Source organism: Nitrosovibrio sp. Nv6, from assembly GCF_900110495.1.
In the GTDB taxonomy this organism is placed as follows: Bacteria; Pseudomonadota; Gammaproteobacteria; order Burkholderiales; family Nitrosomonadaceae; genus Nitrosospira.
Genome location: NZ_FODX01000003.1, coordinates 101,055 through 118,133, shown reverse-complemented (window position 1 = coordinate 118,133; position 17,079 = coordinate 101,055). Strand labels below are relative to the sequence as shown.

Below are 17,079 nucleotides of genomic sequence, written 5' to 3'. Positions count from 1 at the left end.
GAGATTTCATATGTTCAGGGTGAAACCGGTAATTGGTTTTTAAAATTATTCAATACGATTTTGCCGCCTGAAATAACCAGATCGGGGTATTCCAGGATTTTCAGGTTATGAGCGGGATCGCCCCTCACGGCAATAATATCGGCAGGGGCGCCCCGTTGAATGGTGCCCAGAAGGGAAAAATTCAGATGTTCACCCGCTTTCGATGTCGCTGCACGCAAGACGTCGATCAATTCCATTCTGCCCATTTGCATCATGTAGATTAGCTCCTGTGCGTCAATTCCGTGGGGAATGTCCGGATGCGCAATTTCAGCGCCATATAAAAATTCGCCCCCTAGTGCCGACCAGGTACGAGCATTGTGAACCACACCCGAACATTTGGATAAGGTATCGAGCGTAGTGACTATTTTTACGTTCTGCGCCACTGCCTTTTTTAACAACGGCTCGGGAATCACGTCACAGGGAACGTGAGCCCATTCATCGACACCCGCATTGACGGCGATTTGGGCGCCCTGTACCTCGGCAACGTGCGCTGTCACTTTGCGTTTATTGTTATGAGCCTCATCCACAATCGCCTTTACAATTTTTTCCGGCAATAACGGCCACGGTTGTTTCGCGGGGGAGGCGCTGCTGGCTGGCTTGTGATGGGTATTCGCCTGTGCTGCATCATGTGCTGCATCTGGTTGATCATGATGACCATGGCCGTGACCATGATTGTGACTGTTACCATGATTGTGACCATGACCATGACTGGACGACCATGGGGCGCCTGCTTCACCACCGGGCTCCAGCGCGATCTTGATCACGACCGCACCTTCATTGATGAGGTTGCGAACTGTTGTTCGCGCTTCTTCTTCGGTGGCGACCGCGGTTGCGACATTTGTATGTCCCATGATTGAAATGGGATAACCGCCAGGCGCCGTAATAATCGGTCCGGAGGTAAGTACACGCAGGCTTCCGTCTCCGCCATATGGCTTGTGTATGGGTCCGCCCACATCGCGGATTGTCGTGATTCCATGTTTCAGCACGGTGTCCGCCGGGATATTTTGAAACGCGAGATGAGCATGCAATTCGATAAAGCCGGGCAGTATGGTCGCATCGCCCAAATCGATGACGTTAGCATCGCTGGATTTGAATGACTCACGCGTGCCGATTTGTGCTACCCGCCCATTTATCACCAAGACGGAAGTATCCGTTCTCATGTTATTGCCGTCGAAAACCCTTGCGGCATGCAGAAGAACAGCGTCATGCATGGCTGGCTGAGCCGCGGATGGGGAGGAGGGCAGTGCAGTCAGGATTAAAAACAAGCAGGGCGTGATACGTTTGATCAATCCAAAGCGTGTGCTTTTCATCATTTTGTTTCCTTGATTTACAGGCGTTTCAGAATCTTGCGGCTAATGCATAATCAATATTTTTAAAAGTCATTGGGCTTGATGGCGCCAATGAGAACACAGAGCGCCGCCATGAGGAAAAGACTGCCCCATGCCGACTCGACCAGTTCATCTTTATCGTGGCTGGTTTTGTAATGGCAGCCCCAGAATATTCCCGAAGCGGTCCCGTCTCTATTCTTTTTATCATCGCTATTTTCTGGAAACCCGGTGAAGTATTGGCTTCGAACGATCGCGGTAACCTGTTGATGGGCATAAATGCACCACTGCGTTCCATCAGGCGCCAGGTCAGCCAGGGAGAGGAATGCCAGAGCCGCAATCGCGGAGGATGAAGGATCGGAAGGCCCTGAAGGATCGTCCAGTCGATTTGGTGGAAAGGAATTTGCACGTGAAGGACGTGAACGTCTCCAGTATTCGCAAGCTGATCTCGCATAGGCCAGGTAAGGTTCCCCCCATTGCGCCGCCGCCCGGCTCAGCCCCAGCATGGCCCAGGCTTGACCGCGAGACCAGATGCCGGCTCGGCCAGCGGTTCGAAAGCCCCCTTGCTCAAAGTATGCAGTTGCGTGATAAGCGCCGCTATCGGTATGGCATGCAGCTATTATGGTGTCCGCATGACAACGCGAGATTTGATGATAGATGCCATGCTCACTCCCATTAAGTAGCTGGATCAAGGGAGCAAGCGTGTCTATCGTAACGAGTTGATTTCCTTCTTTTCCGCCACCCATGCCGGTACCGAGAGGAATGCAATTCATTTCCGGATCATAGGAAGCTGCAATTGCGGCAATGGATTCTTCTGCAAGCTCGCGTGCATTTGCGTCGCCAAACCAGAGATCGCCTGGAGCTGCGCCATACCAGAAAATCAGGCTTCGGTTTATGGAATCGCTATTTATCTTTTGGGAGAGGCGCTGACAGATATCAGAGGCTTTGCGTTGATCCAATGCTGATCCTGTTACTCGTGATCGCAGCCACCAGCAACCGCTCCAGAATCCGCCAATCCAGGAACCTCCAGATGAAGTAACCCAGCGATCGGTGCTTTCAGGCGAATAAAGAGGGAAGGCATCCGCGCAGCTTGAATCAATAGCATCCATGCGGTGAGTCATCAAGCTAATTGCGCTCATCATTTCTTCATGAGTCAGCAGCGGACTCGGCAGCGGACTCAGCAGTGGGCTCATCATTCGTTCATCAATTCCATATAACTCTTTTTCCGATATATGCATAACGCCATCTCTCAAAAAACCAGATTGAAGTCTATGTAGACCATATCGGCGTCCTTTTTGCCCTGATAGACATCCTGGACGATGCTGCCGCCGAACGCATGCCCATAATAGAACCTCCATGACAATCGCTTGGTGAGCGTATGCGTGAAACTGATGTCCACCAGTTGGCCCACGTCGCTTTTGCCATGGGAAGGCCGCCCCGAATAGCCGAATGCTCCAGAGGCAAGCGTGGGACCCAAGCCGGCATAGAACAGGTCCTTTGAATTGCTGAGCGACAGATGATGCAGGTCAATGGTTACCCTGGTCTTTGGGGTGGGCGAGACGATCATCTGGAGAGATGCATCCTGCATATTCATCAGATTGTAGAATGGAAGCTTGGCATACGCGCGCCCGCTGGGAAGCACCGTAAAGTAGGTTTTATGCCTGCCGTCTGTTGCGTTGTCGTCGCCCGAACTTAGAAAATAGAGCGCGCGCAACCACGGCTTGAAGGCAACGCCGGTCCATTGATAACCTGCCTCGGCAGCTATCGCCCAGGCCCGGTGGTCCTGGTTGGTCCAGTTGCCAAACTGATAGGCTCCCCACAATAAAGCGTCGATGCTGCCCGAGTCGAGTTGCTGAAGCGTCAGCAGGTGAGCGCCTACGGTGTGAAGATTCAGATTCTGACTATCAAGTCTGGGTCGAGCGGCGACAGGGCGGTTGTCCACCACCTGTGCGTTACGCTTGTCATCGTAATTCACATAGAAGAGCCGGCCTTCGGTTCCTGGCAACAACACGTCCTTCTTGCTGGTCAGCGCGGCATAAAACAGGTTGATGTCGCTGATTTCATTTTGCCCCTGAACGGTAAATCCACCTTGGGTTGGACGTACGCCGGTTGCCGTGATATTGAAACCGGGCCGATCATAAGAGGCGGTAAAACCATCGAAGCTTCGCCCCACATGGACGACATTGGACGCCATGAGACGTTGCGCGATGCGTGCTCTTTTGAGACCATCGAACTTGGCAATTCCGGTTTTGTATTCCATGCCGTCCATAAACTCGAATCGACCGATCCTCAGGAATGCGCCCGGCAATCCCATGGCGTTGAACTTGAAGTCAAGATAAGCCTGTTTCAGAAAAATATTGCTGGCATTGGTGGACCGGTTCGCCCTGAAATAAGCGCCACCCAATCCTAAAGGACCACCGGGAGATGCGACTGCATCATTGGGAAGACCGTATAAGCCAACATATTGCGCTTGTGCGTAGCCATCAATATATGGGGTAGTGAGCAGTGCACCGAACCTTGTGCGCACCGCCCATAGATCGTAGTCGTTGTTATTATTTATTGCCGGATCTGGCCGGAAGTAATTCCACGCCTCGTAGCCGCCATAAAGCTCGCCGGTCATGCGCAGGTATTCATTGATCTGACCCACCGGTCTGATTCCGTCAATTGCCCATACTACATTGATTCGTAAAGAGATTCCGATCAATATCCAGAGAATCAACAGCCTGATTAACAGCCTCGATCGTTTTCGATAATCGACTTGCCTCTTTACACGCACGAGCTTGGAGTCTTTCACTTACCAATGTTTATCAATTTGTTCTTTGCTGCAAAAAATCAGGAACCGGAAAAATCATGGAAATAATCTCCTCCAGGAATGGGGTGTCAATCGCGTGCTGGCGCAGCGGCGCAGGCGAACCCTTGTTACTCGTGCACGGCGCCTCCGGCGATCACTTTGCATGGTCATCGTCATTGGCCGCACTTGAACGTCACTTCAGCGTCTGGACCATCGATCGACGGGGACGCGGCGACAGCGGCGATGCCGACGTTTATGCGCTCGAACGCGAGTGCGAAGATATCGCCGCGGTTACCGATGCTATCGGCGGCGCCGTGAATGTCCTGGGACATTCTTTCGGAGGACTCTGCGCCCTGGAAGCCGCATTGCTGACTCCAAACATTCATCGGCTCATCCTCTATGAGCCATCCATTTCGTTGACTGGCAGCGGCTGGTCTGTGGAACTCGGTGCACGCCTGCAAGCTCTGCTGGAAGCCGGAAACCGGGAAGAAGCTCTGCTGCTTTTTTTCCGCGACGTGGTCAAAACGCCACCCCATGAGATCGCCGCCATGCAAGCTGGCTCAAACTGGCCGGGACGGATAGCTGCAGCTCACACGATTCTTCGTGAATTGCAGAGTATCGACCGCTATGTTTTCCAGCCTGCCCGGTTCAGTTCCCTCCGAATCCCTACCTTGCTCCTCCTTGGCAGCGAGAGTCCGTCGCGCCGTCATCATATTGCCGAGGCACTTCACCAGGTCCTGCCGGGCAGCGAGGCCAAAATGCTTCAGGGACAACAACACAGCGCGATGAGAACCGCACCTGAATTATTTGTTCATGAAGTTGTAGCGTTCTTGAACATTCACAGCGGTCGCGCGCTGGAGGGGACCAGCAGCCATCGCTAACGCCTGCGCCCGACGCCGGCGAGCGCAGGCCAGCGCCAGCGCCATCAGGCAGGCGCATAAAAGCACACCGATCAGCACACTCCAGCCAAGCAGCAAGCCACGGGAATAATCCGATAATGCCCCGTAAAGCGGGGGGCCCAGTGCGAAGCCGCCGAAGAAAGCAACCGAAACAAAGCCGGACGCAGTAGTCACCGGACCAAATCCCGGTTCTCTTATCAACATGCTCATCGCTATTGCGTTGGTGCCCACCGCGGTAAGCCCCATGCCCACGGCCCCCACCCACAACCGCCAGTGGGCGTCCGGGCTTGCCTGCATCGTCACTGCCATTGCACAAGCCGCTATAACAATAAGGAAAAGCAGAAGTAGCGACTCGTCCTTGAGTCTTGCTCCCATGGGCGTCAACACGATCCGGGATAGCATTCCCATTACCCCGAAAACAGCGATTAAGGTACCGGCCAGCGGTAGCGGCATGCCTTGTCGGATGGCAAAGGTCGGCAAGAAGGTGACGAAAGCAGAGAGAGATATGCCGACGCAAAACTGGATGCCCATCAACCGCAGCAACAGCGAATTCGGAAGCGAAATCCCGAAGCCCCTGCCACTTCCGCTGTGTTGCCTGGGTGTGACGAAATGCGTTGTTAGTCCGAATAGTATTGCTACCGGAACAATGACCCAGAACGCCGTATGCCAGCCATATTGAGATGCGATACCGGGAAGTATCAGACCTGCGAAAAGAGCGGCGAACTGAACGCCTGATTGCTTGAGTCCGACAACTGCTGCTTTCTTCTCCGGCGGAACCTGCTGCGCGATCAGTAGATTTGTGACCGGGTTGGCGAGCGCCTGGGCGATTCCGCAGATGGTAGTGGCTGCGACTAAACCATAATAATTTTCAACCGTTGCGATCAGCGCAAAAGCCAACGCGATGGCGGAGAAAAGTATCGTTAACGCATAACGCGAACCGATGCGATCTACAAAAGCCCCTGCCCAGAGCGATAAAACAGCCGCCAGGCCAAATGAGCTCATCACCAGGTAACCCAGCAGCTCGGGCTTGAAATGCAGGTCACGGCCAAGCAAGGGCCCAAGCGTGCTAATGGCATATAGAACCAGCATGGGTAAGGCCATGGCAAATACCAGAACAATCCGAAACCAGATGCTTGCAATAGTTGTCTTGGTGCTGGCCGTCATCTTTGTCCGTTCCCGGATCGAGACAGAATTTCACCGAACAAGTGCGGAAGATTCAGAAAGAGTGGATCAGGCAAAGTAATACACATCCTCGTCTTTAAAAAAATTGATGAGTCGGCGCCCCACCGAACTGATAAGCGACTCGTCCGTACCATCCAGAATGCGTGAGGTGCGCGCTATCCTGTAAATACCCGAAAGCGGGGTGAGATCGCTGATGCCTTCCGCCCCATACAGTTGCACCGCCGAGTCCGAAGCAGTGCATAGCGCTTGTGACGCCGCTATTTTGGCGACGTTGATTTCGACATCGCTTGGACGTCGGGCGTCGATGCCTCTTGCAGCTACCCGGATCAATTCCCGCGCACTTGCAATCGCTTGATATGCATTGACGACGTGCTGGCGCACCAGTTGTTTCTCGGATAACCGGGCGGATAGGCCGCGCTCGGAATTAATCCGGGCGCCCATTAGATCGAAACATCGCTGTGCCAATCCTACCCAGTTCATTGAGCGAAGCAATCGGCCAATGCCGAGCCGTTGACCCATTAGATCAATGCCACTACCAGGGGAGCCAAGAAGGTTGTGCTCAGGCACTTGCACGCCATTGAAAGAAATTTCGCCCTGGCCGAGAGAGCGTCCCATCATGGTGATTCGACGTTCAATCTTGAATCCGGGTGTATCAGACGGAACCAGAATCATGGACAGGGCCTTGCCGGAGACACTACCTTTCCCAGCAGTACGCGCCAGGACGGTGACAAAAGTCGCCTGGTCCGCATTGCCAACAAACCATTTTCTTCCGTTTATGGTCCAGCTTCCGTCCGACAAATGGGCGGATGTGGTTATCAAGGCAGGGAACGAACCGCCATGTCCCGGTTCTGTCATGCCATAACTCGGAACCGCTTTCCCAGCCACCATGGGATCCAGAAAGTTTTTGCGGATTTCATCACCGCCGAATTTGAGGAGCATATGCGCATCCAGTGCGGAGTGGCTGCCGAAAATCGCGGGCGAAAATTCCGAACGCCCTTCCTGTTCAGCAACAATCAGGTAATCTTCAAGGGAAGCTATTTTTCCACCGTGAGAAAGAGGATAAAACAAACCCCATAGTCCGGCGGATCGCGCTTTTTCGGTTAGTTCCGATTGCAGCCGAAATGATGAATCTCTACCTTCACCTCCATTCCCATCCAGCCGCGGCTCATTTGGAATGATCATTTCATCAACAAATTTTCTCACCTCACGGGAAAGTGAAATGGCTAGCTTCGTATGCGCTGATTTTCTATTGATGCGCAGCATTAATGGGCCTGCTGGGCGAGAACTGGCTCAGCCATCGATTGCGTAAACTCTATCTCCGCAGTCAATCGTTTTTTATCGATTTTTCCCGCCGGGCTGAGCGGCAATTGCCGGTAATAGCGTAAGTATTCAGGGAGCTTGTTTGTCTCCAGGCCCTGTTGACGCAGATAGTCGGTAAATTGGGATAGCGAAGGAAGTTCAACTCCGTTCCGCAACGCCAGGCAGAGGCAAACCCGGTGACCCAGATCCGGATCGGCAACCGGTACACAGGCGGCACTGACGACCGCGGGATGGGAAACAGCAATACTTTCTATTTGGGCAGGGCTGATATTGACGCCACCCCGGATAATGATGTCTTTCTTTCGCCCGGACAGCACCAGATGCCCCTCATCATCGATTAGACCGAGGTCTCCTGTATAGACCCATCCATCTTTATCACGATATAGCGCATCGAGGTCTGGCGCATTGACATACTGCATTGGGCTCAGCGGACCCCTGGCGGTTATTTCACCGACGCAACCTTGAGGTACTTCCCGCTTCTGGTCATCCACTATCCGGATACAACAAATATCCGGATTAGGCCGGCCTGCCTTCCGGGAAATGGTTTCCGCATCATCATCAAGCGCGGTATGGCAATTAACCCCATCCGCAGAACCATATAAGCCGATAAATCCACATCCGAATGCCTCGGTGCATCGGCGAATCGAGGCTTCGTCGATTTTCGCTCCGCCGCTGATGATGGCGATCAGGCTGGAAGTGTCGGTTTTCGCTAACGCCGGGTCCGCGGCGATGCGTTGAAACATGGTGGGTACGCCGAGGATGTGAGTAGGCTTCAACTCCTCTATTGTTTGAATGGCCGCTGCAACGTCAAAGTGCCGCAGGACGATAAGCAATCCGCCAAGCCATGACAGAACACCGAATGCCGCAGTTGACCCAAAGGCTGTGCCAAGCGGCATTAGGTAAAGACCCCGAAAAGTCTTTCCATCAGGATGTATTTGTTGCAGAAAACGCCCTCTGCCGCCAGCCAGTGCGTTGTGGGAATAGGCAACCCATTTTGGCTCAGACTCTGTTCCGGATGAGATCAGGAAGCGAACGGGTGAATCCGGGCAGACTTTTGGTAACTGACTTGATTCAATTGGCTCGGCTTGAAATAGGTCGTTCAGTGCGTGCCAGCCTTTTTCGGCTTTTCCGTCAACAATGAGGACACGCAATGAAAGCAAAGTGGGCCGTATTGTTTCAATAAGCTCGCATAGATCGGTCTTTGCGTGCTCCCGCTCGACAATAATCACGCGAGCATCACACCGTTTCAGTAAAGACTGAATATCGAGGCGGCCGCGTCCGGGTGGAAAGGGCGCCACGATCGCGCCGAGCGCGGCAGCCGCGAGATCGATTGCACAGCTATGCCAACCGTTGGGAAGCTGGTACGCAACGACATCTCCGGGAACAATTCCCAATTTCCTGAGGCTGGCAGCCAGGCGATGAACCTTGTCCAATAGCCCCCTGTAAGTGATGGTCTGGTCAAGTGATGCAACCGCGGGACTATCGGGATGTTGCCGCACATGTCCGCAAAACAACTCGTACAGGGATTTATCCGGATATAGTCCTTTCTGGGACCACTGTCTGCGAATCTCGGCAGGAACGATGTCTATGATTCCGGAATGATTCATTTAAATCTCCACGGAGAATTAACCTTGGTATAAGGGCCAGGACTCAGGTTTGGTTGCAGGTACGCGATGGTTTGCAAATCGGAGAGGTCTTCAACAACAACCGCTGCCGGAATTTGCGCCTGTTCAAAAATTCTGGCCCATTCATCCGCCGTTCTTGACAGGAATAAATCGCTCAAGCTATGCGGGAAGCCTTCTTCTTCAACCTCGATAGCGGCATCAAGCGCTTCGGATAGCCGCAACGAGGTTTTAAAGTCGGGGCATTCGACCGCAATCTTTCCCTGCTTCGTGACATAGATAGTGCTGATGAGGCTTGTTGAGGTTTCGCTTGTTGAGGTTTTTGAACCAGGGCTTGGCAGGTTGTATATGTTCCGGAAATCATCCGCGCACAAAAGGGTTGCCGAACTCATCAGTGATGAAGTGACCTTCGCACCCACGTTATTCATGCATCGGTTGAGCAGCGCGATAGTGATCCCTTGTGCGGCAACGACGCCTCCAAGCACATCAAGTACCGTAAATAGGGACCCGCGAATACCAGAGGCCTCGGCAATCTTTTTAGCAACGCCGGAATAGGCCTGAGCCATGAAATCCGTGCCCGGCATTGAACTCGATGAGACGTGCGCCGCACTGTCGGTTGCCCAGCCACCGGCGTAGGCATAAACCAGGGAAGGATTTATCGCGGTCAGCGCTTCGTGGTCAAGATTTAGCAGCACGGCTTTGCCTGGCGCCCAGTTGTGCAGAAACACATCGGCATGTTCCGCCAGTTCCTTGATTTCCGCTTGTCCCGCTGACGATTTGATATCGATTTCCCGAACCGCCTTATACCGGTTCAGTGCATCGAAGCGTGCGGAACAACCCTCGGCCATCGGAGGCATGCCTCGCAGAGGATCCCCGCCGGGGGGTTCTATCCGGATGACCTCCGCACCCAGAAGTGAGAGCAGGTGCCCGGCAAGAGGACCCTGAATCCGCCGGCACGATTCGACAACGGTGAGTCCGCTTAACGGCAGATCACCTGTCGCACGGCTTGACCCTCTACCGCTGCGATTCGACTCGAACAAAAACTCCCATGGACCTTGCCGCCACACGTGCCTGCTGTCATCGTCTTGGGCTCGGTCATCAATGGAACGGATTGGACAAATAGCGATGCCGGTTCTGGCGCATATTTGTGAAATGCGGTGATAAGTCAATCTTGATATTGCGCCAGGTAATTCAGCGGGCAGAGGGGATATAGCTTTGGCATATCTCAGCAAAAAAGCTTTCCATCCCTTTCCAGCCCCCGCTGAACTTATGCCGATCTCGGCCCAGAATTTTTGCCAGGGTCCGGCATCGAGTGTTTCGAGTTCAAAGATGACGCCGTCCAATGAAACAAAAGGAAGGCAAGCGGAACGTGAGATAGGGTCGGGGAACAGGGTCTCAGGTGTTTCAGGAGATTCCGAAGCCGTTGCCCCCGCAATATACTGTCCCACGCTTAACAGGGCTGCCGATGCCATTGAAACAGTGCTGTTCGACACTGAAAGACCCCGCAGTTGACCAATCGAAGCGGCAACTCCACCCTGAAGCGCCAGCGCGGCAGTCAAGGTCGAAACGTAGTTCAATCCCAAAGGCCGGGATTTACCGTCTGCCCGGCCATGCACCGACATCAACCCGCATGCCGCCTGCATTACGTTTTCCGTCACCGATGCTTGTCCCGAGATATCGTCCCATGGGGTTACCTCGCATACCACCGGTGTGGTATGGGGCGTCCTGAATTCAAAAGAAAGCGCCCCGTTGCCTGAGCAATCCTCATGCGCCTCGGTTTTCATACCCAATGCCGTAGTCTGATAAAGAAGCGAGGAGGCGATGGCGTCAAAATCGGGGACTGAATTTTTTAATGGACCCGTTATTGCACAACCTGCCAATGCACGATTCATACGCATATTTCTTATCTATGGGGAAGGGTTAAGTTTGGTTGGTTTGGCTTATCCTCCGCCTCCGGCGACGGCAGGCAGAATGGTTAACGAGTCGCCATCATTCAGTCTCGTCGAAAGGCCATTACTGAAACGGATATCGTCATCGTTCACGTATATATTGATGAAGCGGCGCGCCTCTCCGCCGGTTATCAGTTTCTCCTTGACGCCGGGATATTGCTGCTCCATCTGTTCGATAGCTTCAAGCACATTGAAGCCGTCAATTTCGATCCGTTTTTGATTGTTGGTGAGCGGTCTCAATATGGTTGGGATACTTACGGTAATTGGCATATTTGTCCCCTTGGGATTGGTGGTTGGTTATGAAGAAATGCAATTGCGAAAAATCAAGAGTTCTTGAGGTGAAGAGGTGAAGGCCGAATGTTTCCGCCTTTATTTAAAGAAAGCCATTGCGAAGCAAGACGCCCCTCAAGCCACCATGGATAATTCCCATTCCGATTTATATGAATTCCGCACCCTTACCCGTTCTTCGGTCACCATCCCATCCCAAATGCGAAAACTGCGAATCTCTTCTCCGTACCTGGGGTCTGCGGGAATAATGACGTAGTGGGATCTAGGCTCGCTTGCATATTTGACATCGGTTTGACTTGGGTAGGCCTGTGTATTGGTATGCGAGTGGTAGATAACGATTGGCTCTTCGTTACGCGCCTCCATTTCTCTCCAGACCCGCAACTGCTCTTTGGGGTCAAACTGAAAAAATGTTTCCGATTGCGCGGCGTTGCGCATCGGGATCAGGCGCAACGGAAGATTGGACCCGTGGGGGCCGGCAATGACGCCACAGGTTTCGACAGGGTGATCTTTACGCGCTCGGGCAAACATTGCTTCAACTAATTTAGCGTGTATGGTCAGCATAATTTTTCAGCCTCCTGAATGTTGGTCATGTATCGATCTGAACTGAAGAAAAATATTTCCCGCACTACCAAGAAAAGGCAGTTTTTGAAAAACATCGTTGGGTTTGTAGCTATTTGATCATCGAATCGCGAAAAGCTGGACTGCGGCTGAAACGTGAGCAGTCAGGGCAAAAAAACAACCTTCATTCGCCTTGATGCTGCTCAATAAATGGGAAGTGAACGGTCCACGTCTCTTATCCACGCTAGAATTCCTCCATCCAGGCTCCTGACGTTCGTGAAGCCCCGCTTTTGCATTTCAATGAGAGCATCCCTGGAGCGCACGCCCATTTTGCAATGAAGCACGATGAGGTCTTCCTTGTTGAGTTGGGATAAGACCTCGCTGGACATCATTTTATTTTTGGGAATATGATTCGCGCCTTCTATGCGAACGAGGTTCCATTCTTCGATTCCACGGATATCGATGAGCCGCAAATCCATACCGTTGTCTCGCATATTTTTCAGTTCCTTTGCACTGATCGTGGGAACATTTGTTTTACCGTCAGCCGGCTGCTTTAGTCTGCACAGTTCCTGGTAATCGACCAGTCCGGTTATGGCAGTTCTTGTTGGTGCGCGTCGCAGGGGGATGAATCGGTATGTCATATCCAGGGCGTCGTAGACAGCAAGCCTGCCAAGTAAGGTTTCACCTAAGCCGATAATCAACTTGACTGCCTCAGTCGCCATGATCGCGCCGATCGAAGCGCAGAGGATGCCTAATACCCCGCCTTCCGCGCATGACGGCGCCATTTCCGCAGGCGGTGGCTCAGGATATAGATCGCGATAGTTCAGGCCGCGTCCGTTCGGCGCATCTTCCCAAAACACAGAGGCCTGCCCTTCGAACCGAAAAATGGAACCCCAGACATATGGTTTTCCAGAAAGCACGCAGGCGTCATTGACTAGATATCGTGTGGCGAAATTATCCGTACCGTCTATTACCAGGTCGTAGCCCGAAATTATCTGAATGGCATTGGTTGCTTCAAGACGTTCATTATGAAGTTGAACGTGAACATAGGGATTCAACTCATTGACCGAGTCCTTCGCGCTTCTGGACTTGAATCTGCCAACATCCGATTGTCCGTGGATAATTTGTCTTTGCAGATTGGATTCATCTACGGTGTCGAAGTCAATGATTCCCAATGTCCCAACCCCGGCTGCCGCGAGATAGAGAAGAACCGGGGATCCCAGGCCCCCGGCGCCTATCACCAGGACTTTACTGTTCTTGAGGCGCTTTTGTCCTTCTATGCCAACGTCGGGAATCAGCAGATGGCGGCTGTACCGCGAGATTTCTTCCGGGGTTAATGCTTCTGAAGGGGCTGCTAACGGTAATAGTTGCATCAAAACCTCCATGTTTAAATCATAGAATTCAATATTTATTCTGGCGTTTCAGCTTGAATGCCCGGTTCGAAGATGAATCCGGGAAATGAAACGGGCGATGCTCCGGCTTACAAGGTTTTGTTCACTCAGAAGCTCGCCGATAAACCGATCTGACCCCAGCGCCCCGGCATGGGATATCCAGGACGATAGGCATAATTGGCATCCAGGAGGTTCTCCATGGCTACGAAAATTTCGCCTTTCTTTCCCAGCATCGGCAATTGGTAAGACACACGTGCATTCATGATCACAAATGAATCAACTTTTTCGGTATTGACAGTTCCCGCAGTGCGAGCGCGGTTAAGCGCCAGCACACTCGACTGATATTGGGTATCGACTGTCAAGCGAAAGGGGCCGATCCGTCCATTTATCCCTGCGGTGACAGCTCTCTTGGGCGTATAGGGCAAATTGTCTATGCTGGGATCAAGCAAGGTCAGTCCGCCAAATACCGTCCAATTCGGGGTAATATTTTGCCGGACTGCAATTTCGGCGCCACGCATCACATAGGTGCCGAGATTCAGGAATTGGGGAGGAGGCGGAACATGTGGCGGGAAACCGAAGATATAACGGTTTTTTACCTGATCAACAAACACGCTGATGTCGATTTGCGTGGCATCAACGGGATTCAGTTTCACGCCGACCTCCGCATGATTCAGTTCTTCCGCCGCAAGCTGTTTCCAGCTTTGCCCCAGCGCAGGGATCAGGGAGGAGAGAACGGGAGCTTCCAAACCGGGATAGTTGATGCCACGCGACACATTACCAAACAGGGTAATTCTCTCGGATACCAGAGACAGGCCCGCATGCGGCGAGGTCCTTGTCCGGAACATGCTGTGATCATATACCCGCATACCCACAGCGGGCACCAGTGCCCAGCCCTTGCCTAGATCGATCTTCTGGCTCAGGGCAACATAGGGCGATGTGACGCGGAAAGTCGGCGCATTAAAACTCCCCTGGGGGGTGGGTGCCACACGATTGAATCGTACGTCACCCGAGATCCAGTCATTGTCTAATCCTGCAACAATCGTTCCCCCGGACCAAAGAGAGAACTCTTCCTTCCAGCGCAGACCGGTCATTTGAAAATTGGTAGGCGTATCCCCCTCCAGACCAGACTGATGCAGCCAGTTGCCTTCTCCCCTGTTGTGGTAAAAACGCAGGTCGCCGCGCCAGTCGCCATGACGATGCGATGCAAAAACGGAAACCATTCCGGCCTGAGTGTTGTACTGCGGCGCCACGGCGGGCGCCGGAAGACGGTTGTCACCCGGATCACGCGCCTGGTTGTCGACATAAAGAAAGCTCGTGCCAACAGACCAATTGTCGTTCAGCCGCATGCCAATGCGGCCCATGACATTGTTCAATTCGCCGCTGGCATTGAGTCGATGTCCATTCGACTGGGCATGGCCTTGTGCCAGCATGAAATCTACATTTCCGTAGCGGCCAACCAGATCCGCCTGTTCGATAAAGGTGCTGAAGTAGCCGCCGGATATCCTTGCACTGGCCTGGATACCATCTTCGGCTGCGCGCTTCGTTTCCAGGTTGATCGAGGCAAAGTTGTTGCCGTTGATCTGTGGTTGCGGGCTTTTATAGACAGTGATGGATTGCATGCCGTTAACGGGCAGCAAATCGAGCAGTGGATGACTCCACACACCCATGTAAAACGGAACGCCATCAATGTAGGTCTTGATTTCACTACCTGGCCGGCTGACGCCCATCCCGCGGATATAAACAGCGCCGCCCTGATCGCCGCCAAAGGCGCCCACCGGGTTGTAGCGAGATATTTGCACGCCGGGGGTGCGGCGTAGTGCCGTAGCAAGATCGAATGCATTCTGATCGCGCAACTGGCTTTCGGTCACCACCGCGGATGTGCTTGAAAACGGATCGATGCGGACGCTGTCAATGATCGGGTTGGCCGTCACAACAACCGGAGATAGTTTGGTGCTCGGAGATGGTGCTGTACTCTGTGCCATTGCGAACCCTGAAAAGACCATTGTTATGGCCATTGATATGATGGCCACTGTGGTTTTTCTTATTCTCATTCTTATTCTTTTATTTGAATTATCTGTGCTGGAAAAGACAAGACCTACTAATGTCAAAGACATATAGTTTTCTGAATCCCATGTGCTTCCGCACACGACTGACGCAATGAGTTTGTTTTTTATGATGGACAAATATAAATTGCCGTGGCGGGACGGCAATCGGGAGTTTGAAACAATCGCTTAAACGCGGTTACAAACACCCATATACTTGCTGATATGGAATGTAAATCAAATCGATGAGATTAGGAATGTGACATATTGTCGCATGTGACAAATTGACGCATGTGACATATTGTCGCACCTCCGTCGAGCTCGGCTGAGCAGATCGAAGACGGAAATTTAATCTTTTGTCATAGCGTCGCGGTTACCTGTATCGCTGCGATAAAGCTGACACTCGAGATAACGCGTTGGGGATTCTTCTTTTTTAACCTTGGGCTAACCGCTAACCCTGCGCCGGCAAACGACCGAGGAGCCGGAGGGCAAGCAGTGCGGTGACGGGAAGATAAATGAAAAGACCGGTCATTCCTAAAAGGTATTCTCCAATCCAGAAAGTGATAGCGAGATTGAAGATCAATACCCCATAATAAAGACCGCAGCCGAGGAGTATGCGTCTGGTGATCAGCGGGGCAGGAGAGAGACTGGTCTGAGCCAGTTTGCGATCCAGAGGAAGATAGGCAAGAAGCGAGAGGAAAGCTACGACAGCCCAGCCAATATAGTTCGCGACCGGTACACCGAAATGCGTACCGGGATCGGGATAGTAATATATCTGACCGAGAAACCACCGTTCGCCGCGGAGCGTGGCCGGATCAATAATGATATCGAGGTACGTGAAAAAAATCATCGTGAGCACCACCACGGGCCAACCGGTTCTCGCCGCAAGTGGAAATCCCATCGGTATCATGTTGATACCAGAACCGGCGTTGCTGCTGCTGGTCGCAGGCAGGAGAAAAGCCAGGGCCATGCAATAGCTCGCATAAAGAAGAAAGGGAAACGAGAGAGAATCCATAAACGGGACATTCGAGATATACAATTCCTGGCCGACCGTGGAACCGGTATAGTGATACCAGCCGAACGGAATCCCGGTGCGAGTAGAAGAGAACTCGCACAAAAATGCCACAACAAACGTGATTCCCATGAAACAGCCTGTTCTCCGCCAGCCAATCAGCCTGCTTGCCAGGAACAGAAACACGGCGAGAAATACGAAAACGTAGGGGCGCAGGATAATTGTCTTTAGCAGGAGGCTGAGGAATTCCATCGGATGTTCTATCGATTCGGTAAATGAGCTTTGAAATTTTGATTTTTATTGCTTATGCCCGTGGCGCAAATACCGCCTTTTCGTGATCTCGCGGCTTGTTCCTGATAGTTTGCGCAGGCCGGATTTTTATTATGGGAGCCGGGGCCAGAGTATATCCTGCTGAATTTCGGGTCGTAATAAAATTTTATCGGCGCGAACTACAGGATCTCTATAGGTCTTTCCGGGGATGGAATAGGGTTGGCGAAATAGCCTCTTACATCAGGAGTCCCGTTTATAGCGGGAATTTGCGACGTTGCGTATTGTTATCTACCTTGTTTATTCTCGCCAAAATCACTTGATGAAAGCGTTGCCGATCTCAGGCAAGTAGAACGAGGATGAGAAAAATTCCCCGGTACCCTTGGCTAAAACC

At 52.4% G+C, this 17,079-nt stretch carries 13 protein-coding genes; 1 reads left to right on the top strand and 12 read right to left on the bottom strand.

Going from position 1 to position 17,079, the window contains the following annotated elements; translation table 11 throughout:
- Positions 1-14: 14 nt before the first annotated feature.
- The 3 genes from BMX66_RS09250 to BMX66_RS09240 are packed head-to-tail and all read right to left on the bottom strand — an operon-like array spanning position 15 to position 4,011.
- Positions 15-1,352 (bottom strand): amidohydrolase family protein, encoded by a 1,338-nt coding sequence (locus BMX66_RS09250; RefSeq protein ID WP_090881423.1) that lies wholly within the window; start codon positions 1,350-1,352, stop codon positions 15-17.
- Positions 1,353-1,411: 59 nt separating this feature from the next.
- The gene (locus BMX66_RS09245) at positions 1,412-2,560 is read right to left on the bottom strand and encodes a glucuronyl hydrolase (RefSeq protein WP_177168767.1); all 1,149 of its coding nucleotides are present in this window, start codon (positions 2,558-2,560) and stop codon (positions 1,412-1,414) included.
- 53 nt (positions 2,561-2,613) lie between these two features.
- Positions 2,614-4,011, bottom strand: coding sequence for an alginate export family protein (locus tag BMX66_RS09240; protein WP_255398886.1), 1,398 nt, complete (start codon positions 4,009-4,011; stop codon positions 2,614-2,616).
- A gap of 203 nt (positions 4,012-4,214) precedes the next feature.
- Here BMX66_RS09240 and BMX66_RS09235 point away from each other — a divergent pair, with 203 nt between their 5' ends.
- Positions 4,215-5,036 (top strand): alpha/beta fold hydrolase, encoded by an 822-nt coding sequence (locus BMX66_RS09235; RefSeq protein WP_090881417.1) that lies wholly within the window; start codon positions 4,215-4,217, stop codon positions 5,034-5,036.
- Here the strand turns inward: BMX66_RS09235 and BMX66_RS09230 are convergent.
- The 9 genes from BMX66_RS09230 to BMX66_RS09190 all read right to left on the bottom strand — a co-directional run bounded on the left by BMX66_RS09230 (position 4,959) and on the right by BMX66_RS09190 (position 16,670).
- Complete coding sequence (locus BMX66_RS09230) at positions 4,959-6,218, bottom strand: MFS transporter (protein WP_090881414.1); 1,260 nt, start codon at positions 6,216-6,218, stop codon at positions 4,959-4,961. The two genes, BMX66_RS09235 and BMX66_RS09230, sit on opposite strands and share 78 nt — an antisense overlap.
- Positions 6,219-6,284: 66 nt before the next feature.
- Positions 6,285-7,499, bottom strand: coding sequence for an acyl-CoA dehydrogenase family protein (locus BMX66_RS09225; RefSeq protein ID WP_090881411.1), 1,215 nt, complete (start codon positions 7,497-7,499; stop codon positions 6,285-6,287).
- The gene (locus tag BMX66_RS09220) at positions 7,499-9,163 is read right to left on the bottom strand and encodes a class I adenylate-forming enzyme family protein (RefSeq protein ID WP_090881408.1); all 1,665 of its coding nucleotides are present in this window, start codon (positions 9,161-9,163) and stop codon (positions 7,499-7,501) included. The genes BMX66_RS09225 and BMX66_RS09220 overlap by 1 nt, the downstream gene beginning before the upstream one ends.
- Positions 9,160-11,076: a CoA transferase gene (locus BMX66_RS09215; protein ID WP_255398885.1), complete on the bottom strand. Its 1,917-nt coding sequence runs from the start codon at positions 11,074-11,076 to the stop codon at positions 9,160-9,162. The genes BMX66_RS09220 and BMX66_RS09215 overlap by 4 nt, the downstream gene beginning before the upstream one ends.
- 42 nt (positions 11,077-11,118) lie before the next feature.
- Entirely contained in the window at positions 11,119-11,397 is a 279-nt protein-coding gene (locus BMX66_RS09210) for a MoaD family protein (RefSeq protein ID WP_090881405.1), read from the bottom strand.
- 135 nt (positions 11,398-11,532) lie between these two features.
- Positions 11,533-11,976 (bottom strand): M67 family metallopeptidase, encoded by a 444-nt coding sequence (locus tag BMX66_RS09205; protein WP_090881402.1) that lies wholly within the window; start codon positions 11,974-11,976, stop codon positions 11,533-11,535.
- A gap of 200 nt (positions 11,977-12,176) precedes the next feature.
- Positions 12,177-13,346 (bottom strand): molybdopterin-synthase adenylyltransferase MoeB, encoded by a 1,170-nt coding sequence (moeB, locus tag BMX66_RS09200; RefSeq protein WP_090881399.1) that lies wholly within the window; start codon positions 13,344-13,346, stop codon positions 12,177-12,179.
- Between the two features lie 125 nt (positions 13,347-13,471).
- On the bottom strand, positions 13,472-15,346 hold the full coding sequence (locus tag BMX66_RS09195; protein WP_255398884.1) for a TonB-dependent receptor: 1,875 nt from the start codon (positions 15,344-15,346) through the stop codon (positions 13,472-13,474).
- A 511-nt stretch (positions 15,347-15,857) separates the two neighbouring features.
- Positions 15,858-16,670, bottom strand: coding sequence for a carotenoid biosynthesis protein (locus tag BMX66_RS09190; protein WP_090881393.1), 813 nt, complete (start codon positions 16,668-16,670; stop codon positions 15,858-15,860).
- Between the last annotated feature and the right edge of the window lie 409 nt (positions 16,671-17,079).